Source organism: Sorangiineae bacterium MSr12523 (assembly GCA_037157775.1).
In the GTDB taxonomy this organism is placed as follows: Bacteria; Myxococcota_A; Polyangia; order Polyangiales; family Polyangiaceae; genus Pendulispora; species Pendulispora brunnea.
The window spans coordinates 6,041,993-6,066,635 of record CP089982.1 but is presented as its reverse complement, the minus strand read 5'-3'; the positions used below and the strand labels follow the sequence as shown (position 1 = coordinate 6,066,635).

26 protein-coding genes are annotated in these 24,643 nt (G+C 64.3%); 17 read left to right on the top strand and 9 right to left on the bottom strand.

The features are described 5' to 3' along the window. Positions 1 to 23 precede the first annotated feature (23 nt). The 4 genes from LZC95_23320 to LZC95_23305 all read left to right on the top strand — a co-directional run bounded on the left by LZC95_23320 (position 24) and on the right by LZC95_23305 (position 6,027). Positions 24 to 2,156, top strand: a complete 2,133-nt coding sequence (locus LZC95_23320) for a DUF4139 domain-containing protein (protein ID WXA99733.1) — start codon at positions 24 to 26, stop codon at positions 2,154 to 2,156. Further along, positions 2,149 to 3,747: a DUF4139 domain-containing protein gene (locus LZC95_23315; GenBank protein WXA99732.1), complete on the top strand. Its 1,599-nt coding sequence runs from the start codon at positions 2,149 to 2,151 to the stop codon at positions 3,745 to 3,747. Before LZC95_23320 ends, LZC95_23315 begins: the two co-directional genes overlap by 8 nt. 112 nt (positions 3,748 to 3,859) lie before the next feature. Next, positions 3,860 to 4,282, top strand: a complete 423-nt coding sequence (locus tag LZC95_23310) for a metalloregulator ArsR/SmtB family transcription factor (GenBank protein WXA99731.1) — start codon at positions 3,860 to 3,862, stop codon at positions 4,280 to 4,282. 47 nt (positions 4,283 to 4,329) lie between these two features. Beyond that, positions 4,330 to 6,027, top strand: coding sequence for a serine/threonine protein kinase (locus tag LZC95_23305; protein ID WXA99730.1), 1,698 nt, complete (start codon positions 4,330 to 4,332; stop codon positions 6,025 to 6,027). On the opposite strand, the gene LZC95_23300 is transcribed toward LZC95_23305, so the two are convergent. Both LZC95_23300 and LZC95_23295 read right to left on the bottom strand, forming a co-directional pair. After that, the gene (locus tag LZC95_23300) at positions 5,997 to 6,482 is read right to left on the bottom strand and encodes a MarR family transcriptional regulator (protein ID WXA99729.1); all 486 of its coding nucleotides are present in this window, start codon (positions 6,480 to 6,482) and stop codon (positions 5,997 to 5,999) included. The two genes, LZC95_23305 and LZC95_23300, sit on opposite strands and share 31 nt — an antisense overlap. A gap of 137 nt (positions 6,483 to 6,619) precedes the next feature. Then, positions 6,620 to 7,051 (bottom strand): Ohr family peroxiredoxin, encoded by a 432-nt coding sequence (locus LZC95_23295; protein WXA99728.1) that lies wholly within the window; start codon positions 7,049 to 7,051, stop codon positions 6,620 to 6,622. 115 nt (positions 7,052 to 7,166) lie between these two features. Here LZC95_23295 and LZC95_23290 point away from each other — a divergent pair, with 115 nt between their 5' ends. From LZC95_23290 to LZC95_23250, 9 genes are all read left to right on the top strand, one after another. Beyond that, positions 7,167 to 9,140 carry a DUF4962 domain-containing protein gene (locus LZC95_23290; GenBank protein ID WXA99727.1) on the top strand — a complete coding sequence of 658 codons (1,974 nt, stop codon included), beginning with the start codon at positions 7,167 to 7,169 and terminating at the stop codon, positions 9,138 to 9,140. A 3-nt stretch (positions 9,141 to 9,143) separates the two neighbouring features. Next, positions 9,144 to 10,076: a hypothetical protein gene (locus LZC95_23285; protein ID WXA99726.1), complete on the top strand. Its 933-nt coding sequence runs from the start codon at positions 9,144 to 9,146 to the stop codon at positions 10,074 to 10,076. 10 nt (positions 10,077 to 10,086) lie between these two features. After that, on the top strand, positions 10,087 to 10,857 hold the full coding sequence (locus LZC95_23280; protein WXA99725.1) for a nucleotidyltransferase domain-containing protein: 771 nt from the start codon (positions 10,087 to 10,089) through the stop codon (positions 10,855 to 10,857). 54 nt (positions 10,858 to 10,911) lie between these two features. Beyond that, positions 10,912 to 12,000, top strand: coding sequence for a LacI family transcriptional regulator (locus tag LZC95_23275; protein ID WXA99724.1), 1,089 nt, complete (start codon positions 10,912 to 10,914; stop codon positions 11,998 to 12,000). Between the two features lie 101 nt (positions 12,001 to 12,101). Then, the gene (locus LZC95_23270) at positions 12,102 to 13,409 is read left to right on the top strand and encodes an MFS transporter (protein WXA99723.1); all 1,308 of its coding nucleotides are present in this window, start codon (positions 12,102 to 12,104) and stop codon (positions 13,407 to 13,409) included. A gap of 79 nt (positions 13,410 to 13,488) precedes the next feature. Continuing rightward, positions 13,489 to 14,256, top strand: a complete 768-nt coding sequence (locus tag LZC95_23265) for an SDR family oxidoreductase (protein ID WXA99722.1) — start codon at positions 13,489 to 13,491, stop codon at positions 14,254 to 14,256. Between the two features lie 61 nt (positions 14,257 to 14,317). Then, complete coding sequence (locus LZC95_23260) at positions 14,318 to 15,154, top strand: polysaccharide lyase family 7 protein (protein ID WXA99721.1); 837 nt, start codon at positions 14,318 to 14,320, stop codon at positions 15,152 to 15,154. Positions 15,155 to 15,259: 105 nt separating this feature from the next. Continuing rightward, positions 15,260 to 16,525: a serine/threonine protein kinase gene (locus LZC95_23255; GenBank protein WXA99720.1), complete on the top strand. Its 1,266-nt coding sequence runs from the start codon at positions 15,260 to 15,262 to the stop codon at positions 16,523 to 16,525. Between the two features lie 185 nt (positions 16,526 to 16,710). Continuing rightward, on the top strand, positions 16,711 to 18,177 hold the full coding sequence (locus LZC95_23250; protein WXA99719.1) for a methionine--tRNA ligase: 1,467 nt from the start codon (positions 16,711 to 16,713) through the stop codon (positions 18,175 to 18,177). Here the strand turns inward: LZC95_23250 and LZC95_23245 are convergent. The 3 genes from LZC95_23245 to alkB form a co-directional block, all read right to left on the bottom strand. Then, entirely contained in the window at positions 18,140 to 18,904 is a 765-nt protein-coding gene (locus LZC95_23245) for a hypothetical protein (protein WXA99718.1), read from the bottom strand. The two genes, LZC95_23250 and LZC95_23245, sit on opposite strands and share 38 nt — an antisense overlap. A 70-nt stretch (positions 18,905 to 18,974) precedes the next feature. After that, the gene (locus LZC95_23240; protein WXA99717.1) at positions 18,975 to 19,427 is read right to left on the bottom strand and encodes a cytochrome c-type biogenesis protein CcmH; all 453 of its coding nucleotides are present in this window, start codon (positions 19,425 to 19,427) and stop codon (positions 18,975 to 18,977) included. A gap of 78 nt (positions 19,428 to 19,505) precedes the next feature. After that, complete coding sequence (gene alkB, locus LZC95_23235; protein ID WXA99716.1) at positions 19,506 to 20,159, bottom strand: DNA oxidative demethylase AlkB; 654 nt, start codon at positions 20,157 to 20,159, stop codon at positions 19,506 to 19,508. A 120-nt stretch (positions 20,160 to 20,279) separates the two neighbouring features. On the opposite strand from alkB, the gene LZC95_23230 reads away from it, so the two are divergent. Beyond that, on the top strand, positions 20,280 to 20,840 hold the full coding sequence (locus tag LZC95_23230; protein WXA99715.1) for a hypothetical protein: 561 nt from the start codon (positions 20,280 to 20,282) through the stop codon (positions 20,838 to 20,840). Here LZC95_23230 and LZC95_23225 read toward each other — a convergent pair. Both LZC95_23225 and LZC95_23220 read right to left on the bottom strand, forming a co-directional pair. Next, positions 20,831 to 21,196 (bottom strand): DUF3037 domain-containing protein, encoded by a 366-nt coding sequence (locus LZC95_23225; GenBank protein ID WXA99714.1) that lies wholly within the window; start codon positions 21,194 to 21,196, stop codon positions 20,831 to 20,833. The two genes, LZC95_23230 and LZC95_23225, sit on opposite strands and share 10 nt — an antisense overlap. After that, positions 21,180 to 21,959: an aminotransferase class I and II gene (locus LZC95_23220; protein WXA99713.1), complete on the bottom strand. Its 780-nt coding sequence runs from the start codon at positions 21,957 to 21,959 to the stop codon at positions 21,180 to 21,182. The genes LZC95_23225 and LZC95_23220 overlap by 17 nt, the downstream gene beginning before the upstream one ends. 57 nt (positions 21,960 to 22,016) lie before the next feature. Here LZC95_23220 and LZC95_23215 point away from each other — a divergent pair, with 57 nt between their 5' ends. Then, entirely contained in the window at positions 22,017 to 22,328 is a 312-nt protein-coding gene (locus tag LZC95_23215; GenBank protein ID WXA99712.1) for a GIY-YIG nuclease family protein, read from the top strand. A gap of 2 nt (positions 22,329 to 22,330) precedes the next feature. Here the strand turns inward: LZC95_23215 and LZC95_23210 are convergent, their stop codons facing one another. After that, positions 22,331 to 22,738 (bottom strand): response regulator, encoded by a 408-nt coding sequence (locus LZC95_23210; GenBank protein ID WXA99711.1) that lies wholly within the window; start codon positions 22,736 to 22,738, stop codon positions 22,331 to 22,333. Between the two features lie 161 nt (positions 22,739 to 22,899). Here LZC95_23210 and LZC95_23205 point away from each other — a divergent pair, with 161 nt between their 5' ends. Continuing rightward, entirely contained in the window at positions 22,900 to 23,391 is a 492-nt protein-coding gene (locus LZC95_23205) for an OsmC family protein (GenBank protein ID WXA99710.1), read from the top strand. Here the strand turns inward: LZC95_23205 and LZC95_23200 are convergent. Beyond that, positions 23,382 to 24,041, bottom strand: coding sequence for a hypothetical protein (locus LZC95_23200; protein WXA99709.1), 660 nt, complete (start codon positions 24,039 to 24,041; stop codon positions 23,382 to 23,384). The two genes, LZC95_23205 and LZC95_23200, sit on opposite strands and share 10 nt — an antisense overlap. Positions 24,042 to 24,125: 84 nt before the next feature. On the opposite strand from LZC95_23200, the gene LZC95_23195 reads away from it, so the two are divergent. Next, a complete protein-coding gene (locus LZC95_23195) occupies positions 24,126 to 24,617 on the top strand; it encodes a nuclear transport factor 2 family protein (GenBank protein WXA99708.1) in 492 nt (163 codons plus the stop codon). Positions 24,618 to 24,643: the final 26 nt, after the last annotated feature.

Below are 24,643 nucleotides of genomic sequence, written 5' to 3'. Positions count from 1 at the left end.
AATCCTCATACCATGGCTGGGCCATGCAAGAGATCGCGTGCGAGAGCCGTATCGCATCCGTGGACCTGTTTGCGCGCGGCGCGGTGGTGACGCGCCTGGTGACCCTTCCTTCGGATCTGCCCGACGACGAGGTCGATCTGCGGGTGGGCGGCATCACGGCGCAGGCGCAATCGGGGAGTGTGCGCGCGGCGCTTTCGCCCGGCTCGCTCGATGAGCGCGCAGAGCGGCGCATCGTGTACGTGCGCGCACGGGCGGTGCTTCCCGTGGATAGCCCCGCGCCCGGGGAGCTCGCGCAGCGGGTGCGCGATCTCGAGCGCGATTTGGAAAAGCTGGAGCTCGAGCAGCGTTACGTGCATGCGCGGCGCGCCGCCGTGGGAACGGTGAAGCCGGAGCCCATGCTCGACGTGCGCTGGCGGCGCATCGATCCCGAGTCGCGCGTTTCGGATGCCCTGGCCGTGCTTTCCCTCGTCGACGACTTGACGTTGGAGCTCGATCGGCGGCTGCTCGCCATCGACGATGCCCGCGTCGATCTGGAAAAGCGCCTCGAGCGCGCGCGTCTCGAGGCCGCACAAGGCGGGACGGCGGAGCGCTCCCAGGTCAGGGAAACACGGGCCATCGTGGTGCGCCTTGGCGCGGGCCCTCGGCCTTCGGCGCTCGAGGTCTCCTACGCGGTGCCCTCGGCGCGTTGGTGGCCTGTGTATTCTGCACGCTTTACCACGGGCCCGAAGCTCGCGGCGGAGTGGAGCCTGGAGGCCTTCGTGGCGCAGGCCACCGGGGAAGATTGGAGCGGCGTTCACGTGAGCCTCTCCACGGTGGGGCTGGTGCGCGATGCGCAATTGCCCGAGCTCCTCTCGTACCGCCTCGGGCGCAAGCAGCCGCCCCCGCGGCGCGGTTTTCGTCCCGTGCCCGAGGGGCTGCGCGAGATGTTCGCGGGCTACGACGAAGCGATTGCCCGGTTCGTGCCGCCGCCGGCCCCCGCACTGCGTGCAGCGCGTGCGGTTCCTCGCCACGCGGGACCTCACGCCGCATTGGACGAGGCGGTGTTCAGCATGGCCGAAAGCGCCGTCGCGGCGGAAATGCCGGAAATGCCGGAAGTGGCGGAGGCGGCGGACATGAATGGCGTGGAGGAGCTGGCCTTCGCCCCCGCGCCCGCCCCCGTCCCTGCACCGATGCCGGTACCGGCCGCCTATGGTGCGGCAGCCGCGCCCATGGCCATGCCGCGGCGCCAGGCGAAGGCCCTCGTGCCGGCACGCGCGATGGTGCGGGCGGTGTCGATCGAAGATCAGCCCACGGTGGTCGGTTACCCCGATTCGTACGAATTGCAGCCCACGGATGCGTGGCTCGATTTCGACGCGCTCGTTCTGGCGGACATGGATGACCGCGACAAGCGAGGGCAGCTCGTGCGCGATCCCTCCGAGATGTCCGACGCGGCATCGGACGATACGCTCACCATCGAGCGCATCCCCATGCCGCGTTACGCCTCCGATCCGCGCTACGTCGGCAACGGGGAGCGGCAGGTTCGCTACCGCGCCGAGACGCCCGTGGACATCGGCTCCGACGGTGTCCCGCACCGCATTCTCGTGCGAACCGCCGCGGGCGAGGCGGCGCTGTCGTTGATCGCGCTTCCGCGGGAGTCGGCGGAGGTGTACCGCGAGGCCGCGCAGAGGAATCCCTTCGAGGGGGCGACCCTCTTGCCAGGGCCCGCGGATGTCTTCCTCGATGGCGGTCTGCTCACGACGTCCGCCCTCGAGCTCACCGGCGACGGAGGCTCCTTGCGCCTCGGGCTCGGCGTGGAGGAGCGCATTCGCGTGGTGCGCAACGTGCGCGCGCAGGAGGAGGCCGCCGGCTTTTTGGGCGGCAAGATCGCGGTGGTGCATGAGGTCTCCATCGAGCTGTCGTCGGCGCTGGGTTACCCGGTGACGCTCAAGGTCTACGATCGCCTGCCCGTGACCGAGGACAAGGACGTCGAGATCGAGCTGATATCCTCGCGCCCGCGTCCGGACAAATACGATCAAGCGGAGCGTGGAGCGCCCATCCGCGGCGGTCTCGTTTGGCAGATCGAACTCGGCGCCGCGGGGCGGGGCCGCATCGACTTTTCGTACCGCATCGTGCTTCCAGCCAAGAGTGAACTCGAGGGAGGAAATCGACGTGAATGAAGGCGCGCTAGCCTGGCCTCGGGCCATTCACCCCACGACGGCACGCGAGGTCACGTTTTTCGAAGACCGGGCCGAGGTGTTGCGGACGGCAGACGTCGTGCTGGAGGAGGGCGAGCGGTGGCTCGTCTTCTCCGGCGTGACGCCCTTCATCGACGAGCGCTCCGTTCGCGTGCGGCTGGTCTCCGGCAAGGGGCAGGTGCTCGGTGCGCGCATCAAGCGCCGCGTACACCACGAGGAAACCCTGGGCCGCGAGGAGCTGGACGAGCGCGAGGCGCAATTGCGGCGCGCGGAGCATCGCCTGCAGGAGGCGAACGATGCCACCGAGCGGGCGCGCCTTCGCGGCGAGGGCGTGCGCGAGTTGCTCGGCCGATGGACGTCGGGGCTCTCGACGGTGCCGCGCGGCCTACGGAGCTCGAACGGCAACGGCTCTCCGTGGCGCGGTGCCTACCAAGCGCTGACGCGTGCGGAAGGGGAAGTGCTCGACGCGGCCGATGCAGCCCGCGTGCAACGCGTGCAGGCGGAGGACGAGGTGGCGCATGCCGAAGCGCGCCTGCGCGAGGGCAATCTGCGCCACGTGCGGCAAGAAGCCCTGGTGGAAGTGCGTATTCGCATCGACGAGCCCGGCGAAGCTCGCTTCGAAATCGTGTACCGCACGCCGGGCGCGCTGTGGCGCCCGGAGCACGTGGCGCGTGCGGGCAAGGGACGCGAAGAAGGGGCGGCCGATGAACTGGAGCTCCTCACGTGGGCCACGGTGTGGCAGCGCACCGGTGAAGATTGGAACGACGTGCACGTGCGTCTTTCGACGGCGCGTCCAGCGCACCATGCGACGCCCCCCCTTCTCGAGGACGATCGCCTGGTCACGCGGCGCAAGTCCGATGCGGAGCGCCGGCGAACCGTGGTCGAAGGGCGCGAGCAGGAGATCCTATCCGCGGCCGTTTCGGGCGGGAAGAACGCGGTCGAGCAAATGCCCGGCGTCGACGACGGCGGCGTTCCACTCGTGTACGAGGCCCGGGCGCGCGCCGACGTTCGCTCCGACGGGCGGCCGGTCCGTCTCGAGATCGGGCACGTTCTCCTGCCGGCGCGGGTGGAGCGGGTGGTGTACCCGGAGCTCGCACGCGTGGCGCACATCCGCGCCACGGCGACGTTGACCGATGGCGGCCCGCTTCTGGCGGGCCCGGTGCACGTGCACCACGCAGGCACGGCTGCGGGCCGTGTCCGAACGCGGTTCGTGGCACAAGGCGATCCTTTCGAGCTGGGTCTCGGCACGGACGACTCCATCCGTGTGCGTCGCGATGTCGAAAAGGAGGACGAGACGAGTTCGATTTTGGGCACACAGCGCCGCAAACGCACCGTCACGGTATGGCTATCCAATCTCTCGCACGAGCCAAAGCGCTTGCGAATAACCGAGCGCGTTCCGGTGAGCGAGATCGAGGGCGTCGACATCGACGTGCCCGCGCAACACACGTGGAATATCGATGCTCGAGACGGCTTCGCTACCTGCGACATCGACCTCGCCGGCGACGAAACACGCAAGATCGTCCTCGTCTACGAGCTGCGCGCCACCTCGAAGATGGTATTGCCAGATTTGTGAGAAACGACACTTCGTCAACTGCGCAATCGTATTGCAGTTGAAATTTGGTTGAGTCCAAGCGTGTATCGCTTGCGGAACCGCCTCGCATAAGCGAAAACGATCAGAGCCCGCGATGATGAAGAATTCCGCGACCGAACTGCACGACCCCACATGTGGTCCGGAAGAGCACGCGCAACGTAGCGGACGTCGCAAGCCCGTCAGCGACGAGGCTTTCGAACGCGCTGCGTCGCTCTTCCGTACCGCAGCCGACGTATCCCGTCTCAAACTTCTCGAGCGCCTCGCCGACGGCGAGTGGTGCGTGACCGAACTGGCCGAGGCCGCTGGAAGCGCTCTCTCGACGGTTTCGCAACAACTGCGCATGCTCCGCGCCGAACGCATCGTCGCGCGCCGGCGTGCTGGCAAGCACGTCTTTTACTCGCTCGCCGATCGGCACGTGATCGACATGGTTCACAATGCCCTCGAGCACGCGGCGGAGCGAAGCCACGTCGTCGTGGATATTGCCGGTAGCACTGTCGACGACGCCGCCGAAGAGTAACGAACACATCGCGCGCCACCGCCGAGTGGTATACCGAGCTCGCACCCATGAGCTCTCCTCTCGGCTTCGGCCACCGCTTGCTTCCAGGGGCCGTCGTCGGGGGAGACTTCACCGTGGAGCGGCCCCTCGACGAGGGCGGTATGGGAGCGGTGTACGTGGTCGCGCAGCGAAGCACGGGAAAGCTTCGCGCCCTCAAGGTGATGCACCGTGAGATCGTGGCCGATCCCGCATTGGCGCGGCGGTTCGAGCAGGAGGCCCGCGTCGGAGCCCGCATCGCCAGCGATCACGTCGTGGAGGTCATCGCCGCGGGATTCGATGCCGGTATCGGCCTGCCGTACCTGGTGATGGAGCTCTTGGAGGGCGAAACGCTGCGCAGCCGCATGGACCGGTGCGGCGCCATGTCCGCCGCCGAGGTGTGTGCGATTTTCGAGCAGCTCTGTCATGCCGTGGGGGCCGCCCACGCGGCCGGCGTCGTGCATCGCGATCTCAAGCCGGAGAACGTCTTTCTCGCAGCCTCGCGGCGCGCGGGGGCGACACCGTTCACGGTGAAGGTGCTCGATTTCGGCATCGCGAAGTTGCTCGCGGAGGCGCAGACGCGTGCCACGCACGGCACGCTCGGTTCGCCGCTGTGGATGGCCGTCGAGCAAACCGCGGCGGGCGATATCGCGCCGGCGGCGGACGTGTGGGCACTCGGCCTCATCGCGTACCATTTGCTGACCGGCGGCTATTACTGGCGCACGGCGCGTGAAGGGACCAGCGTCCAACTTTTGCGCGAGATCGTGTTCGAGCCTCTGGGGCCGGCCGGTGAGCGAGCCCGCGAAGATGGTCTTGCCGAGCGGTTGCCCCCTGGCTTCGATCCGTGGTTCGCGCGCTGCGTGACCCGTGACATCGCCATGCGCTTTCCCAACGCGCGGGCGATGTGGAATGCGATGCAGGCGCTCTTCGCGCCATCGGTCGCGGGTGAATCGCTCGGACCGACGCTGGCTCCGAGTCCGGTCTTCGCGCCACCGCCGCGCATCGATCCTGCGCTCGCCCCGACGGAAACGCCCATCGCCTCCGTCCAATCGCGGCGCGCCTCGTCGCCGTCTCGTTCTCGTGCCGTGCCATTCGGCGCGGGCATCGCCGTCGCCATCGCGGCTCTGGGGGGAGGGTACCTGCTCCTCACGAAGCCCAAACCGGTGCCGCCGCCGGTCGCGGCGGTTGCATCGGCGACCGCTCCGCCTCCGCCACCCGAGCCGACTCCTGCGCCCGTGGCACCGGCGCCACCGCCCCCGGTCGTCTCGGCAAGCGCAGCCCCCGTTGCATCGGCGGCTGCGAAGCCCGCCCCACGGCAAGAAAAGAAAAAATCCGCGAGCGGCTTCGCCGACCCCGTCGATCGCAACGGTGCGGTTCTCTGGAAGGTGCAAGACCACCGCATCCGACTCTTTACGCGGATGGTCCGCAACGACAGCAACGTCATCGACGCCGAAGTCCGTGGCGCCATCGAGCACTCGTCTTGGCTCTACCTGCGGTGCTACGAGCACCACTTCAAAAGCACGAAAACGCTACCCGAGGGCGACGTCTTCGTTTCTTTCGAGATCCGCGATCAGCTGCCCCGCGATGGCAAACTCGAATCGAGCACCTTCGAAAGCGACGCATTCAGCAGCTGCGTGGTGGACGTCCTCCTCGGGCAAACCATGAACGCTGCAGGTCCCGACGGCAAAGGCCACGTGGTCTACGGATTCCGCTTCGTCCCGATGGATTGATTCTCCTCGAGCCTTTTCGAGAGCGCGCGCAGTTCGTCCCGCACCAGTTCGAGGCGGCCCACGGAAGCTGCATCGTCCAAATCGTAGCCCGCGCGGCATGCGATCCCGAGCGGAACGCGCTTCGCTTTGGCCTTGAGCGCTTTGCCTTCGCGGGTCAGGTGCACGTGCACCACGCGCTCGTCTTCTTCGCTGCGCTGGCGCGTGACCAGCCCCACGTGCTCGAGTCGCTTGAGGAGGGGCGTCAACGTTCCCGAATCGAGCGCCAGCCGCTCGCCCAGCCTCTTCACCGTGGCGCCGTCCTCCTCCCAGAGAACGAGCAGCACCAAATATTGCGGATAGGTCACGCCGAGCGGATCGAGCAGATCGGCATAGGCACGCGTGAGCGCGCGCGACGCTGCGTACAACGCGAAGCAGAGTTGATCATCGAGTCGCAACAAGTCGTCCCGCGTGCTCATGCATCCCGTCCTTCTGAAGGTTCACCCTGCCTGATCGAACCGCCAAGATGCGCAGGAGCGCCAAAAATAGCCTCTTCACGAACTCCCAAACCCTTGCCGTCCTGGCGGTTCGCCTTTTTTCTCGACCAAGTGTGGCGTCAGGCCAGACGAAGCGCGACTTCGATGTTTCCGCGCGTGGCGTTCGAATAGGGGCACACCTGGTGGGCCGCCTCGAGAAGCGCCTGCGCCTGCTCGCGCGGCAGCTCGGGGATTTCCGCGGTGAGTTCGGCGGCGAGCCCGAAGCCCTGGCCCACGGCGCCGATGTCGACCTTGGCGGTGATCTTCACGGGGCCGGTCTTGATGCCCTTGCTCTTGGCCACGAATGCGAGCGCGCTGCCGAAGCACGCGGCGTATCCGCCGGCAAAAAGCTGCTCGGGGTTCGTTCCGTTTCCACCGGGGCCGCCGAGGCTCTTGGGAAGGCTCAATTGAACGTCGAGGTTTCCGTCGCTGCTCGTGACCTTTCCTTCGCGGTTCGAGGCGGAAGCGGTGGCGGTGTAGAGGACCTTTTCGATGTGTACCGGATTGCTCATGAGCAGATAGGTAGCTCTCAATTTAATTGCGCGCAACTTAATTTCGCCATGAGCCACTTTGCCGAACCCATCGATGAGCTTGCAGACCCGTCCATATGTGGTAACGTTATCATACGTGAAACACCGGAAAGCCCTCCTGCTCGTTCCGCTCCTCGCCTTGGCCATCGCGTGCAGCGAAGATGCCTCGTCGGCGCCGCCGTCGAACGCGGTCGATGGTCATCCCTTGCGCCAGCTCATGGTCCGACTTCCTTCGGCCTTGCGGCCCGAGTTGCGAGGGATTCACCCGCGCGTCTACGTCACGGATGCCGAGCTTCCGGCGCTCCGCGAGCGCGCGAAGGGGAGCCATCGCCAGGTTTGGCAGCGCGCGCTGGACCAGGTGCGCGCGCTGCGCGTGGAGCCGCCGCCCGCCCCGGCGCAGGAACGGCGCGTGCAAAACGACGTGGGCATTGGCATCGCCGAAGCCGCACTTGCCTATCAAATCGAGCGCGATCCGAAATACCTGGAGGCGGCGAAGAAGTACCTGGAGGCCGCAGTCAGTTACGACGTATGGGGATACCTGTACAACAAGCCCAATGTCGACCTGGCCGCAGGCCATCTTCTTTATGGCATGGGGTGGGGCTACGACCTCCTTTACAACGATCTCACGGAGGCTGAGCGCACGCGCTACCGCGAAAAGCTCACGAAGCAGGCGCGCTTGCTGTTCGCGGCCTTCGAGCCCAAAGCCGACGCCACGTATCCGTATAGCCAGAATCACACCTTCATCCCCATCGCGGGACTGGGCGTTGCAGCCTATGCCCTTTACGACGAAGTGGAGGACGCGCCGGAGTGGGCCCGCCTGGCCCGGGCCATTTACGAGCGGGTGCTGCAAACGTATTCGCCCGACGGATACTATTACGAGGGATTCGAATATTGGATCTTCTCCACGCCGTGGCTCGTGCACTACCTCGATGCGCACGCCCATGCGACGGGAGAAGATCTCTTCGATCGCCCAGGCTTCCGTCATATGCACGAATACGTGGCCCACTCGATGCTACCCGATGGGCAATACGTCTTCGACTTCGGCGACATCTTCGATGGCCCGGCTACCCGCGCGAAAAAGGGCCCGGAGTACGAGCGCTCGCACCCCGGAGGCCGGTTTCATACGAATTACAATCTGCTCTATCGACTGGCTTCCCGATTCAAAGACGGCGAGGCCCAGGGCGTGGCGGCGTGGATGGAGAGCCTGGATCACTACAACGCCGAGAACTATTGGTCGCTGCTTTGGTACGATCCGAGCGTGCCGGTCGTTCCCATCGAACGGCAAACGCCATGGCACTACTTTCCCGATCATGAAGTCGTCTATTGGCGCAAGGATTGGACACCTCAGGCCACGGCGTTTGCATTCAAATGCGGCCCGCCCGAGGGGCACCATGCCAAGCCGCTGCTCGCCGATTTTCGGGATTGGGAGCCCTCGACGGGGCACGCCCACCCCGATGCGAACGGCTTCATTCTCTATGGCGACGGAAGCTATTTGACCGGCCCTTCGGGTTACGCGGGCATTCCAATGGCCGCGCATAACAACACGTTGCTCCTCGACGGCAAAGGCCAGGCACGCGAGGGTGAGAAGCACGAAGCCTTCGAGGGTATTCCCGCTGAGCGGCTGGATGGCATTCGCATCGAGGACGTGAAGCTCGAGGCCGGGCGCGCGTACGTGCGTGGCAACGCTACATTGGCCTACGAACCGCAATTGGGCCTGACCAAGTTCGTGCGCGAGCTAACCTTCACCGAGGCCGAAGGTCTGGTGCTCACCGACGAGGTAGCATCGCGACAAGAAGGGCGCTTTGGCATTCTTTTTCATGCCGACGACAAAGTAGAAACGTTGGCGGCGAATCAATTTCTCATTCGTGGGCAATTGCTCGTCGACGTGACCGCACCGGCGCCCTTCGTGACGGCCATCGTTCCGAATATCGTGGCTGCCCCGGGAAAACCCGGCTCCATCGAACAGGGCGAACGCGAACAGCGCGGTGAGCGGCTCGAAATTTCTCCTGCAGGTGTAGGAACCCAAACACGTTTCGTGACGAAGCTCGGAATTCGTGCCAAACCGAGGTGAAGGATGCAAACGAAGCCGTTTTTCTGTCTTGCGGTTCTAACGCTCATTGCGTGCGCTGGCGGCAAAGCCGAGGAGGAACTGCCGGCGACGCAGCCCGCGCAAGTGAGCCCGGAAAGCGCCCTCGATGGCGATGGCGTGCAAATGCTTTTTCCGTCGGCGTCGTCCGGTGTGTCCTTTCGGCTTGGTACGAGCAATCCCAACGACACCGACCGTTTCGTCATCGAAAAAGACACCAAGGCCACGGCGGGCACGGACGGCGGTATCCATTTTTGGAACGTGCCGAGTTACCCCTTGGATTACTCCAGCGGAGGAAAAGGGTGGACGAGTCGCCTTCACGTGCACGCCAGCGGCGGCGAGCAAAAGTACACGTGGAAGACGCAGCACGGATACCTTTCGAGCCCTCAGGACTTGAAGAATCAGGAATTCACCGTTTACGTTCGCCCGCATCGGATCCTCGATGTGCCGCGCGCCGCGCTCACCTTGAAAATCCGCGGCGGGAAGCACTCGTCGAAGGAGTCCGAGGCGGCCCTCGGTTCGTGCACCATGATGCTGCTGGCGCCGGCGAGCGCGGGCCACGTTACCCGATTTGGCAAGGAGCTGAATCACCCCACCTACGATTACGTTACACTCACGCCCGCGTTTTCCGCGGAGATGGCCGACGACGAATGGGTCGGTATGAAGTTGGTGAGCTATGCTCAATCTGGCAAAGTCATCAATCGACTTTATCTCGACACCGCTCCCTTCGATCGCACCAGCGGCAAGCCCAAGAACGGTTGGCGTCTCTTCAGCGAATACGTCGACGAAGAGGGCAAGAGCACGGGCAAATATACGAAGCTCGTCGATTGGGGCGGGTGGCAAACTACGTTCCGCACCGATGGCATTCACGATATGGATGTGGCCATCTTCTCCGTGCGCGAGATCGTTCCGCCGGGGTAAACTCGAATGCATGCGCTTTCAGGATGACGACGCATTTTGCCGGTACGTCGCCGGCGAGTTAGCGGGATTGCCTCACGTCGTGGCGGTCGCGCTGGGCGGATCGCGCGCGACGGGAACGCACCGGCCGGACAGCGATTGGGACTTTGGCATTTATTACCGCGGCGACTTTTCGCCCGATGCCTTGCGCGCACTGGGCTGGGTTGGGCAAGTATTCGAGCTGGGCGCGTGGGGTGGGGGCGTGTTCAACGGCGGCGCATGGCTCGAGGTCGACGGGCGCCGGGTGGATGTGCACTACCGCGACTGGAACGACGTGGAGTTGCGGCTGGCCGAGGCGCGCGATGGGCGATTTCACATCGAGCGACTGCTCTTTCACCTGGCAGGCATCCCGAGCTACATCGTGGTGGCGGAGCTCGCGAGGGCGCGCGTGCTGCACGGCGAGCTGCCCAAACCGGAGTATCCCGATGCGCTGCGAAAGGCTGCACGACGGATCTGGTGGAGCGACGCACAACTTCACCTAGCCTATGCGAAGGCCGCACACGCGCCGCGCGGCCATGTCGTGCACGTGGCGGGTGCGATTGCGCGGGCGACGTGCGAAGCGGCGCATGCCATTTTGGCGGCGCGCGGCCAATGGATCACGAACGAGAAGACGCTGCTCGAGGATGCAGGTCTGCACGACGCCGATGCATGGCTCACCGGGCTCGAGCCGGGACGTCTCGTCGAGGCCGTCGACATCGCGGCGGACAGGTTGGCAAAGGCCATTGCGGCGGTTCCGGAGTCATAAAGAAAGATACAAATCGGGTGGAACGTGCGAACATCTGCGGTGCAAGCAACCGAGATGGCAGAAAAGCAGAAGACCCATCGGCAGCCGAAGCTTTCTCGCCCCACGACGATTCGCGACATCGCGGCGCACACCGGGGTTGCGGTGATGACGGTTTCCCGCGTCATCAACGAGAGCGGGTACGTCAGCCAGGAAATGCGCGAGAAGGTCCTGAAGGCGGTACAGGAGCTCAATTACCATCCCAATGGGCTCGCGCGCGGACTCAAACGGCGGCGCACGCAAGCCATTGGCATTCTGGTGCCGGACATTGCCAATCCCTTCGCGGCAGAACTGGTCGGCGGCATCCAGGAAGTGCTTTCCGCGCGCGGCTATTCGTCGTTCATCAGCACGAGCGACCGCAGCACGACCCGCGAGGAGGCCGGCCTGCGCGCCCTCTTCGACCATCGTGCGGATGGCGCGATCGTCGCGACGCGTGAGACCAAAGCAGGCAACGATTTTCTATTGGGTTTACTCAATTACGATTTGCAGATCGTCGTCGTCGGGCGCGAATTGAATCATCCGCGCGTGGACCGCGTTACCGCGGACCATTTCAAGGGCGGCTACGATGTCACCGAGCATTTGATCAAAATGGGCCACCGTCGCATTGCCTTCGTCGGTGTCTCCGCACCGAACGGGGCAGGGTTGCATCGCTACCGCGGGTACGTGGAGGCTTTGCGCGCGAACGGTATTCCCTTCGATGAAAAGCTGGTCGTCGGCCCCAAGGTCGATGCGGGGCCTGGATTTTCCACGCAGGACGACGGCTACGAGGGGGCGAAACGCATCTTGTCCGCGAAGAGCCGGCCCACTGCCATCTTCGCGCGCAACGACTTCACCGCAATGGGCGCGATGTACGCCATCCGCGACGCCGGACTGGCCATTCCCGACGATATCGCCGTCGCTGGCTTCGACAACGTGCCGCTCTCCGCGTACACGGCGCCGCCGCTCACCACCGTCGCCCAGCGAACGGTCCTGCAAGGTCGTGAGGCCGCCTTGCTCCTTCTCGACCGCATCGACGGCAATCGGCAACGCGAACGCCGCAACATCTGCCTCGATTGTGAGCTGATCGTCCGCCAATCGACCATCAAGGACATAGCTCGAACGGATTAACGAACGTCCACTGGAATAAGCCGCCCGCGGCCGCTTTCGGGTGGCGGCTTCGTCGCGAGGACGTATGATAACGTTATCACATGGTCGCAGCGCACGAACCCATGCGAACGAACGCTCGGTGGCTGGTCATCGGGCTCGTGTTTACCGTGACCTTGATCAATTACCTGGACCGGCTGACCGTCTCCGTGTTGGCGCCGGTCATCATGGACGCGCTGCGCCTCTCGAACCTCGAGTACGCGAGCGTCGGCACCTGGTTTCTCCTCGCGTACACCATCAGCCAAACCCTTTCCGGGCGTCTGTACGATCGCATCGGGACACGGCGTGGGTTCATGGTGTCGGTCATCGTGTGGTCGCTCGCCGCCATCGGGCATGCATTTACACGCGGGCTCGGTGGTCTGAGTGCGTGGCGCTTCGTGCTCGGACTGGGCGAAGCAGGGAATTGGCCGGGCGCCGCCAAAGTCGTGGCCGAATGGTTTCCCGTGCGCGAGCGCGCCTTTGCCATGGGCATCTTCAACAGCGGCGCCGCCATTGGATCCATCGTGGCGCCGCCGCTCATCGTCGGGCTGCAGTTGGCCTATGGATGGCAAGCGACCTTCGTCATCACCGGCGGACTCGGTTTCGCCTGGTTCATTGCATGGTCGCTTCTATATCGCCCCACCGCGCGGGAACACGATCCTGCGCAGTTACAAGCGAAGCCGCGGGTGAACTGGATGGCGCTCCTCCGCAGGCGCGAGGTGTGGGCCATCGTTCTCACACGGTTTCTCGTCGACCCAGTGTGGTGGCTTTACATCAGTTGGCTGCCCTTGTTCCTTTATCGCGTGCACGGTTTCGATTTGAAGAAGATCGGACTGTTCGCCTGGGTGCCCTATGTCGCGGCCGATGCCGGCAGCCTGCTCGGCGGCTTTGCATCCGGCTATCTAGTGAAACGAGGTTGGTCCGTGCGCAATGCGCGGCGCGCGAGCATTGGCGCGGCGGCGGCCCTGATGCCTGCGGGCATCCTCGCCGCGCGGGCCGAGAGCCCGTTCACGGCCCTGGCGTTGATTGGCCTCGTTCTTTTCGGTTTTCAATTTTGGATCAACAACGTGCAAACGTTGCCGAGCGATTGGTTTCCGAGCGACACCGTGGCATCGGTCGCTGGGCTGGGGGGAACGGGGGCGGGCATCGGCAGCATGATCTTCTTGCTGCTCACGGGATGGGTCGTGGACCACGCGGGATACACGCCCATTCTGACCGCGGCCGGTGTGCTCGCACCGGCCGGCACTCTCGTGTTGTTCGCATTGTTTCCCAACGCAACGCTCGATGGCTTGCCACGGCCTGGCGAGTCCGTCGCGGTCGAGCAGCGGCAGCGGGACGATCCCGGCGAGGCCGGCGCCCTTGTCCGTCACTCGCGCAAGGATCGCCGAGCGTGATCGCGATCCCGCGTTGCTGAAAGATCGTTACCTACCATTGAAAGTCGGCTCGAGCCGTCGTGGCCGTCCAAGGAGATGCATGTACAAGTATTCCGACATCGTAGGCAAAGTGGCATTGGTGACGGGGGCGGGCTCGGGCATTGGAAAAGCCGCCGCCATCGCCCTCGCCGAACAAGGCGCGCGGGTCGCGATCAATTATTTCCGCAACGAAACGGGCGCCGAGGAGACGAAGCGGCAAATCGTCGCCGCCGGAGGGCACGCCATCACTGTGCGGGCCGACGTGACGAAGGCCGAGGAGGTCCGACGCGCGGCCTCCGGCGTCTCCGCCGAACTGGGGCCCATCGACATTTTGGTCAACAATGCAGGTTCCCTCGTCGAGCGGCTTCGATTGATGGACATGTCCGAGGCGCGCTGGGACGACGTGGTGGATCTCAATCTGAAAAGCGCATTCCTCTGCGTCCAGGCCGTCGCCGCCTCCATGATGCAACGGCGCACGGGCGCGATCGTCAATGTTTCGTCGATTGCGGGGCGCAATGGCGGGGCCTTGGGTTCCATTCATTATTCCTCGGCGAAGGGTGGGCTCATCACCATGACCAAAGGTCTGGCCAAAGAGCTCGCGCCTCACGGAGTTCGCGTGAATGCGGTATCCCCCGGTGTCATCGATACGCCGTTTCACGAGCAGTTCTCCACGCCCGAGGCGATGAAGGCCCATGTCGCCGCCATTCCAGCCGGCAGGGTGGGGACCCCCGCGGAGGTAGCGAGCGTGATCGCGTTTCTCGCGTCCGGGGCCTCGAGTTACGTGGTGGGGGAGACCATCGAGATCAACGGCGGCATGTTAATGGACTGATAACGTTACCATATCGAAAAGGACTGGGAGGTGGACGATGAAGGGACGATGGATTCTCGGAATGGCGGCGCTCTGGCTCGTCGGATGCTCGGCGGAGGCGGCGAACGATGACCCGCAGTCAAACCAGTCAGAGCAGCCAAACCAGTCAGACCAGGCAGACCAGCCAGACCAGGCAGACCAGGCAGACCAGGCAGAGCAGTCGGATCCGGCCGACGAGGCTGCGCTCGCGGGCGCGGTGCCGGCGAAGGTGCTCGACCTCACGAATTGGAAGGTGACGCTGCCCACGGGCGCGTCCGAAAAGCCAAAGGAGGTCACCCAGCCGTCGCTGGCCACATTCTCGGTCGACCCGTACTTCAAGGTCAACGCGGCGGGCGACGGCGTGCAGTTTCGCGCGCCGACCAATGGGGTCACCACCAGCGGCTCGGGCTATCCCCGTTCCGAGCTGCGCGAGATGAAGGACAGCGGCAAGTCGAACGCAAGCTGGTCGACCTCCTCGGGCACCCACACCATGATCATCGACGAGGCGATCACGGCGGTGCCCAAAAAGAAGAAGCACGTGGTCGCGGGCCAGATCCACGATGCCAACGACGACGTCATCGTCATTCGCCTCGAATATCCCAAGTTGTTCGTCGACATCAACGGCGACACCGGCCCCACCTTGGATGCGAACTACGTCCTCGGCAAACGCTTTACCGTGAAGTTCGTGGCCAGCGGCGGGAAGATCAAAATCTACTACAACAACGCCAGCTCTCCGGCCTACACGCTGAGCAAAAAGACGTCAGGGTGCTACTTCAAGGCCGGCGCCTATACGCAATCGAATTGCGATAAAGAAGACTCGTGCGGTGAAAGCAATTATGGCGAGGTGAATATTTACGGATTGAAGGTCACCCACCAGTGAGACTTGGCTGACTCAGCGGACTCTTCGAGCGTTCCATTCATGGGACGATTCCATTAACTCGAAGTCAATATCATGAACTCCAACGCGGGCGGCCATTGATGGACTGTGAGTCGCCTCGGGGAGAAGTATCGCCTCGAACCTGGCCACCACCTCGATCGGTACGAGTTGCTTTGCCCGATCGCCCGCGGTGGGATGGCTTGGGTTTGGCTCGCCTGCCTTCACGGTAAGGCCGGATTCGAAAAGTTGGTTGCAGTCAAAACGATCCTTCCGCAGTACGCGACGGACCGGCGTTTTCAACGCATGTTTCTGGACGAAGCGCGTATTGCGGCGGGCATCACGCATGCCAACGTGGCGCGCATTCTCGATTTGGGGGAATCCCGCGGCGTTCTCTATTTGGTGATGGAGTGGGTCGACGGCGACTCGTTGGCGAAGCTGCAGCGTGCGGTGAGAAGCCGGGACGAATCGATGCCCATCGATGTCGTCCTGCGCATCATGGCCGATGTTTCGGCCGGGTTGCATGCGGCCCACGAACTGCGGGGTCCCTCGGGTGCGCCGCTCGGCGTGGTCCATCGTGACGTGTCGCCGCAGAACATTCTCGTGAGCGTAAACGGCATTACCAAAGTCATCGACTTTGGAATCGTCACCGTCCGCGATCGGGCGTTGGATGACTTCCACGCGGGGCTGCTCAAAGGGAAATTTCCTTTTATGTCGCCGGAGCAAGCGGTTGGAAAACCCGTGGATCGGAGGTCCGACGTTTGGGCGATGGGCGCGGTCACTTATTACTTACTTACGGGGAATGCACCGTATGGCGACGACAACGAGTTTGCGACGTTGCGTAAGCTGAGGAGCGGCGCACCTCCGCCGTCGCTCCCCCCGATGTATCCATCGGAGCTCGATGCCTTGTGCAAGAAGGCCATGGCCCGCGATCCCGAGGAGCGGATGGCGACGGCCGCGGAATTCCAATTCAGCGTGGAGACGCTCATGGTCCGGATGGGGTGCCATCGCGTCTCGAGCGACTTGGCGGCGTTCGTCGGACATCACCTCGGGGATCGGCGCGACGCTCGGTACAAGGCCATTGCCCATGCCGTGCGCGTGGCGGCGGATCGGCGTTGCCAAGTGCTGTTGTCGCAATCCATGACCGAGGCTCTACATGTGGACGAGCTGGAGGCGCAGGAGGACGACGAGACGCGCATGTTCATCCCGCGGCGTCGCCCGCGGACGGCCGCGCGGGCAGTGTGCGTGCTCGCGCCAAGTTGCGGTGAGCCGCTGCGCGCGGCGGCGCTGGGGGTGGCGGTCGCCCTCTCATTTGCCGGCCTGATCGCGCTGCTGCGCATTCTTTTTTTGACGGTGGCCGGCGTCGTGTCACACTAGCGCCGATGCTCGAAGTCCGTCCGTCCACCGCGATGATGTCCATGCGTGCAAGCACGCGCGGAGTCGCCGCGGTGTGTGCCGGATAGGCCGAGCAAGAACTCGTTCGAATCCGCCACCGAGACCCGGGCCGCTCCGCGAGAGCCGCCTGGGTTTCGTCGTTTTGTCTCGCAAAAGGAGCTCCCACCATGACCCGAAAAGCCGTCTTCGTTTCCACCGCCATCCCGTACGTCAACGCGGCACCGCACCTAGGTTTCGCGTTGGAGGTGATCCTCGCGGACGCCTTCGCCCGCCACGCCCGCGCGAGCGGCGCCGAAGTGCGCTTCGTCAGCGGCACCGATGACAATAGCCTGAAGAACGTGCGCGCCGCCGAGGCCGCCGGCCTCTCGCCGCGTGCCTTCGTGGACGCGCACGCGGAGCACTACCGCGATTTGCAACCGCTGCTCGGCGCATCGTTCGACGACTTCGTCCGCACCAGCGCAGACCCACGCCACGCCGACGCGGTGCAAGCGTTGTGGGAGGCTTGCGCGCGTGCCGGAGATCTCGAGAAGCGTACCTACCAAGGCCTCTACTGCGTAGGCTGCGAAGCGTTCTACGAGCCGTCCGAGCTCGTGGACGGCGTGTGCGCAGAGCATGGGAGCGCCCCCGAGGTGGTCGAAGAGGAAAACTGGTTCTTCCGCCTGTCGCGCTACCAGGCGCGCATCTCCGAGGCCATCGCATCCGGCGAACTGCGGATACACCCACCGTGGCGCGGGCGCGAAATCGCGCAGTTCGTGGCTGCGGGCCTGCGCGACGTGAGCGTCTCGCGTTCACGTGCTCGAGCGCGCGGCTGGGGAATCAGCGTTCCGGGCGATCCCGAGCAAGTGATTTACGTATGGTTCGACGGGCTCGCGTATTACCTGACCTCCGGCTTCTGGACCGGCACCGAGCGGCGCATCCAAGTCGTGGGGAAGGGGATCGCCCGTTTCCACGCGGTGCTTTGGCCCGCGCTGCTCCTCGCCGCGGGCTTGCCGCTTCCCACGGATCTCTGTGTCCACGGCTACCTCACGGTGAAGGGGCGCAAGATCGGCAAATCCGCCGGAAACGGCATCGAGCCCCAGGCGGTGGTGGCACGCTATGGCGCGGATGCGCTCCGCTATTACCTGCTTCGTCACGTGGGCCCATCGCAAGATGCCGACGTGAACGAGGACCGGCTGACAGCGGTATACACATCCGAGCTGGCCGATGCCCTGGGGAACCTCGTCTCGCGCACCCTGGGCCTGGTTCGACGCCTCCCCGGCGGTATTGCCCCGGAAGGAGCCTCGGACGATGCGCTCTCCGCGCGCGCGCGCGCACTGCCGAAGGCCGTCGACGACGCGTGCGAACGGCTCGCGCCGGACGACGCGCTTCGGGCCATTTGGACGCTGGTTGCCGCCGCGAACAAGCATCTCTCCGATGGCGCGCCATGGTCGGCCGCGAGTGCGCGCGAGGCGTGGGCCGTTCTGCATCCCACGCTGACGGCCATCGAGGCCATCGGCCGCGCCCTCGTTCCCTTTTTGCCGACGACGGCCGAGGCCATTGCGCGTGCGCTCGAGAATCCTACTGCGGCAGCGCCGGTGCTTTTTCCAAAGACGAATCTCAATTTGGAAGAAGACTCATGTCCGCGCGGTACGTGAGCGACTCCGAGCGCATCGCACCGATGGCCTGCAGCCCCAGCTGGTGCTCGATGGTTTCGATGTCCTCGGCCAGATGGTCGGATTTTCCATATTCCTCCACGGTCGGAAATCCCATGAAGAGAAGAATGTCATTCAAATTGCCACCATCCACGATGCGGTATGCCAACATCGTTTTGATGCCGATGGCCTCTTGGTAATTTGCTTTTAGCTCGGCGAGCACCCGCACCGCATTCGGTGTATCGGTGACGGTGAGCGTGAGCAGGCGAGCGTATTTCGACGTCAGCCCGCTGGGCCGGCCGATGCTCAGGTCCTCGAGTGCGATGACCCGGCAAACCGATTGCAGCTCGCCGAAAGGGTATACGTGTGCCCGATTGTCGGCGGCATCCTCGGCCGGCTTCAGCGGCTTGTCGAAATCCGACCACGCGCGCCCGATGGTCGCGTCCATGAACTGGCCATCGCGCGGGCCGGTCGTGAAATACCAGCCGTACCAACCCCAGGTGTCGCCATTGGACGCGTGCCATCGCAGGTGCTGCTTGTAGCCATCGTCGAAGTTCTGCTGTTGCCCTTCCTTCGGCTTCCACACGACGAACTGCGCGACAGACGACACGCTGCTGCGCTTCTGGGACGCGAAGGAAAGCGTTTCCACCTGCGCGGTGGAGTGCGACGCGCTACCGCAGGCCGATGCGAGCGAGAGCAGCGCGCCGAGGGAGATGCCCATTCGTAACATGCCCCCGAGGATGGGGCTGCGACCTCCGCGCGTCTAATTGGAAATCGCGCGATATGGTTATAGAATTCTTCTATGGATGGTCGAGTTCGCGCAGCTCGTCGTCGAGGCGCGCATCGTACTCGTCGCGCGTGCCGGTGCGTGGTGCCGCAAGCGCCATACGCGGGCGCGTCCAGCGGCGCAGGAGCCACAAGAGGCCAATGGCACTGAGGAGCATGGCGCCGGCGCTGGCGAAGCTCACCGCCGCGCGCGGATCGTGCCCCTTGGGGATGGCGCGGATCCGCTCGCCGTAGCGCGCGACCAGATCCTCTTCGATGACCTCGGCGGACTCGCCTTGGTCGAGCCGCCCATGGATTTCGGTTCGCAGCTCGGTGGCGAGCGGCGACTCGTGGATGTCCAACGTCTGCGTCCAGCAGCACGGCGCAAGGAGCCGGCCCTCGAGCATGGCCTCGCCATGTTGGGCAAATGCGGTCACCACGATAAATGTGAAGCATAGGCCGAAGAGCGTTGCGAACAGTCGGGGCATGCGCGGACTCCTAAGCTTCGTTCTAGATCCGCCACGCCCCGAAGGTGAGTGCGGCAAGTCGTCGCATGGTCTCCGGCGTCACAACGCTTTGCGGAATGTCAGATTGATGCGGCGGCCGCCGAAGATCGGGTGGTGACCGTCTTCGAGTTGCGCGACACCGTGAAATGCGAGCCGGGAAGGCCCTCCCCACACCGCAATGTCCCCGTGCTCGAGGCGAATGCGGCGAGGTCGATCCGAGCGCTGCGCGCCCCCGAACAAAAACGTTGCCGGCAGGCCCAGCGACACCGAAACGATGGGCGCGGAGAAGTCGCGCTCGTTGCGGTCCTGATGCAGCGACAAGCGCGAGCCCGGCTCGTACCGGTTGATGAGGCACGAGTCCGGCACGAAGCCGCCGTAGCCCGCTTCCTTGGCGGCGCGCGCCGCGAGATCGAGAAACGATGGCGGCAACGGCGGCCATGGGCGGCCCGTCTCCGGGTCGATCGGATCGTAGCGGTAGCCGCGTGCATCGGTGACCCAGCCCGCCTGGCCGCAATTGGTCATGGCCACGGACATGCGAAATCCGCCAGGAGTCATCATATGACGAAAGGGGGCAGCGCCAATGATGGCATCCAGCGCGGCGGCGAGCTCCATCTCCATGCTTTTGGCAAAGCGCACGAGCAGCACGGCGCCTTCCGCCAACGGCTCGCGTGGCCGCCGTCCATCCTGCGAATCGTCGAAAAGGCCAATCGTCACGCGTAGCATTCTACGCGGGCGTCGCATCGCGTCGAATATCCGATTTCGCGAGGAAGCAATTTCGAGAGAGCTCGTATCAGCGAGTGCCTGAATGGCACGTACGAAAGTGACGAAATAAAAATGAAATTCTCGAAAAAGCATTCGCTTTGTGGCGGGGTCATCTTGTTGGCAGTGGGCGTCTCGTTGGCCGGCAGCAGCGCTGCGGCGGAGACGGAAACGCAGAGCGCGCTCGCGACGGATTGGAGCACCGCCCCCGTGACGGTGACGCACAGTCCCGCGACGATCCCGAACTTCAAGACGTTGCGCGTGGCCAAGCAGTCGGGCTTCGATCGTTCCACCTTCGAATTCGATGGCAATGCCGTCCCCGGATACATCGTTCGCTACACGACCAATCCCTCGCAGTGCGCGAGCGGCGATCCCGTCGCGGTGGCGGGTGCGGCCAAGCTGGAGGTGATCATCCAGCCGGCCAACGCGTACGATTACGAAACGCAGCAGCCGACGTTTTCGCCGGCGTCGATCGTGGACGTGAAGCCGAACCTCTCTTCGGTGAAGCAGCTCAAGATGTCCTGCCCGGGTTGGGAGGCGGAGACCTCGTACATCGTTGGGGTGGCGTCGAAAAAGAACTTCCGCGTGCTCGAGCTGACCAATCCGGCGCGCATCGTGGTCGACGTTCAGCAGTAAGTGCCCATCAACCTCGCCAGGGCCTCCTCCGGTGCATCGGTGAGGCCCGTGTGCGGGGGTGAGACCTGCAAAATGGTGCTGCGCGGGGCGGTGAGCCAATGCCACCGCTCACGCAGCGGCAGCTGCCCGATGGGACCTTTTCCCTCGCAGACCAGGGGAATGGCCGCGAGGTGCTGCCGCACGAGATCGAGGTCCACGGCGCGAAAAAGCGCGAGCAGGCGCGCTTCGTCGAGCGCGATGCCGGCGGCGAGGTAATCGCGCGCATCGCAGAAGACAATCACGCCGGCGTTGATGAATTCCTCGCGCTCGACCCGCGGGACGACGCGCACGATGGCGTAATCAAACGCGCAGGGCACGGGTCGCCTCCTCTAGGAGCAGGGGAAGGTTCGCCCGGCGCGCGTGAAGCCACCCGAGGTAGGCCGCGCGGTGCGATGCCTCGTCGGAAAAGCCATGTTCGGGACCGAGCCAGCCCGCCGGGATGTCCTCCACGATGCGCGCGAGCGCCTCGTCGGTGAAGACGGCCGCCAAGTGCGCGGCTGCGGCATCGAGCGCCTTGGCCCAGGGCAGGAGAATGTGCTGGCGCACCTCGGCGAAGGGATCGCTCACGCCGTCGAGCGGATCCGCAGGGCTCCACCCGTGATGGAAGTACAGCGAGGCGCCGTGATCGATCAGCCACAACTGCGTGTGCCACACGAGCAGGTTCGGATTGCGCGGCGTACGGTCCACGTTGGCCACGAATGCATCGAGCAACACGGTGCGGGAAGCCGTGACGGGATCGGGCCTAGGTGCCACCACCGGATCGAAGGTGATGCTGCCGGGCAGGTAGTCGAGCGCGAGGTTCAATCCGGCGCTGGCCTCGAGCTGCTCGCAGATCTCGCGGTGCGGTTCGCTGGCTGCGAGGGCGCCATCGAGCTCCGCCAGCACGATTTCCGGCACGCGAAGGCCTGCCAGGCGAGCGAGCTCGCCCGCGACGAGTTCGGCGATGAGCGGTTTGGTGCCCTGCGCGGCACCCCGCAGTTTGACGACGTAGAGGCCCAAATCGTCGGCCTCGACCAGCGCGGGCACGGAGCCCCCTTCGCGAAAGGGAAGCACATACCGAATGACGTTCACGGTGCGCATGATTTTTCTCGATGCTGCACCTTAGCGGAACGAGAACGAGCCATGTAGTCTCGCGGCGTGGCCTCCTCGTGGTTCGTCTACATCGCGCGCTGTGCGGACAGTTCTCTTTACGTGGGCATCGCCCGCGACGTGGCCGCCCGCATGGCCCAGCACGACGCCGGCACCGGCGCCCGCTACACGCGTGGCCGCGGCCCGCTGGAGGTCCTCGCTACGCGGCGGTGTGCCAGCCAGGGCAACGCCCTGCGCCTCGAATATGCGCTCAAGGCCCTTTCGCGCGACCGAAAGCTCGCGCTCGCGGCATCACCGGGCGAGCTGTCGGCGTTCGCGCGTGACTGCATCCGCAGGAGCAAATTGCGCAAATCGAGTTAGCTTCAACCGTTGGCACTCTCGCCGCGGCGGATTCGACGATGGGCGAGGGCGCTCTTCAGGCGAAGTGCGATTTGGCTCATGCCGCTCCCCTTGGATATCCAACCATGCGCATTGGTTTCCAATGCACACAATCGCAGCTCGGCCTCGCTCGACGACGAGATGACGAAATATTTCGTATCGGGACTGGCCACGCTGCGAATCAACTCGATGATGCGGTCACCGCGCATGGTGGGAATATGTATATCGACCAGGGCAATGTCCGGGTTGAAGGAGCGCACCAAACTGGTCAGGCCAATAGGCCCTTCCCTCGTGGCGACGTCGAATCCTTCGAGGGCGAGTCCGCGCGCCAGCAGCTCCAACTGCGTTGGATCGTCATCGACTGCGAGGATACGTGGACGCCATTTGTTCATCCTATGCCCTCCCAAAACTCGTCGATGCTACCGCGCGCACTCGGGCGAATCCAAGCAATGTTTGCATATTCCAACGACAAACACAGGGCCGTGTGAACGCGGGTGCCGCAGTGTCAGTGGCCTGGACGAAATCCGAATGGTGCTTCTGGTATCCTCGCACGATGGGTCAAGAACACACGTTCGCTTGCAAGCTCGTCTGGACCGGCGCCGAGCGCGGTCCGCTCACCGATTATGCGTCGTACTCGCGTGAGTACGTCGTCGAAATGGAGGGCAAGCCACCGATCCGCGGCTCGGCGGCGCCCGTGTATCGCGGCGATGCTTCGCTGCACAATCCCGAGGATTGGCTCGTCGCCGCGCTGTCGGGCTGCCATTGCCTCTCGTACCTCGCACACTGCGCTCGGGCAGGGATCGTGGTCGTTGCCTACGAAGATGCGGCGTTCGGTCGGTTGGCACTGCGTGATGGGAAAATGCGCTTCACGGAGGTCACGCTCTCGCCGAAGGTCACCATCCTGGTTAAGGCGGGGCAGGTTAAGGATGGCTCGGACGAAGCCAAAGCGCATGCGCTGCACGAGAAGGCGCACGCGGACTGCTTCATTGCCAACTCGGTGAATTTTCCCGTCCGGAACGAACCGACGATCCTCGTTCAAGGCTGACGAGACGGAGCGAGATCGCGAAGCGCATCCGCCGTGCACCGTGGGAGATATTCGGGATTGAAACGTTTACCTTCGGCCTCGAAGCGGGCGAGCGCCCCTTGGAGCACGTCGGCGTGCATGCGCAGCCACGCAGGCTCGTCGAGGCCGATGGCCCCTCGATTGACCCACATCCAGAAGAGCGCGGCCTGGTCGCATTGAAGCTCGGTCCACGCGCGCTCTTCGAAGGGCCCGTGGTTGTGGAAATGAGACCAATCGTGAAGGCCCCAAAACAGCGCATTCATGTTGTCGGCGGCGAGCCATAGCACCTCGCGCGGGCGCATTCGCCGCTCCCACAGCCCGTCGGTCGCATCGTCGATGGCATACGGGGCAAGCGCCCAATCGTCGTCGCCAAGGCCCATGCCGAAGGCATGAAGCTTGGCCATCTCCCGCGGCAGAAACTCGGGGCCGTGATCGGCACGATGGAACACGAACACCATCCGCGCGGGGTCGGACCCATCGAGGGGCGTAGCCAGGTCGAATGGACGTGCACTCGGACGGGACCACTCGAGCGTGTCGCTCGCGCACCAGCCGAAATCGTCGAAGACTCCCTCGGGCACGAGACGTGGCAGGGGCGGGGTGGCCAGATACTCGGTGATTCTCAGCGGTGTCATTTGGACGTCATTCGAATGCGCAGCAGTGTTCCATTGCCAGGCTCGAGAGTAGGGGCCAATACTGGACGATCGGGGAGACATACCATGCGCACTTCTTCATCTCGTGCATCTCGATGCATCGTTCTTACGTTGGTCGCGGGCATCGCCGGCGCAGTCGGCTTTGGAGGCACCACCGAGGCTGCCACCAGCGACGCCGACGCCCTCCAATTGATCGCGCTCGACAAGGCCATGCAGAAGTCGGTCGTGGACCGCGACGCCAAGGCCTTCGCCAATTTTCTCACCGACGACTACACGCTGGTGAGCGGTTCCGGACGCATTTACGACAAGGCCGCAGTCGTGGCCGAGATGTCCTCGCCCGACGTTCGCTACGACGTCAACGAATCAAGCGATTGGCGTGTACGGGTAACCGACAATACCGCACTCGTAATTGCCATTTTGCATTCCAAAGGTGTCGATCACGGAAAACCGTTCGATCAGCGAATTCGATTTACCGATACGTGGATTCGCCGCAACGAAAAGAGCCCTTGGCGCAACATCGCCGGGCACGCGAGCAAGCTCGGAGAGGGCGTCAAGTAGGACGGACGCATCGGCAAGTTCTGCAA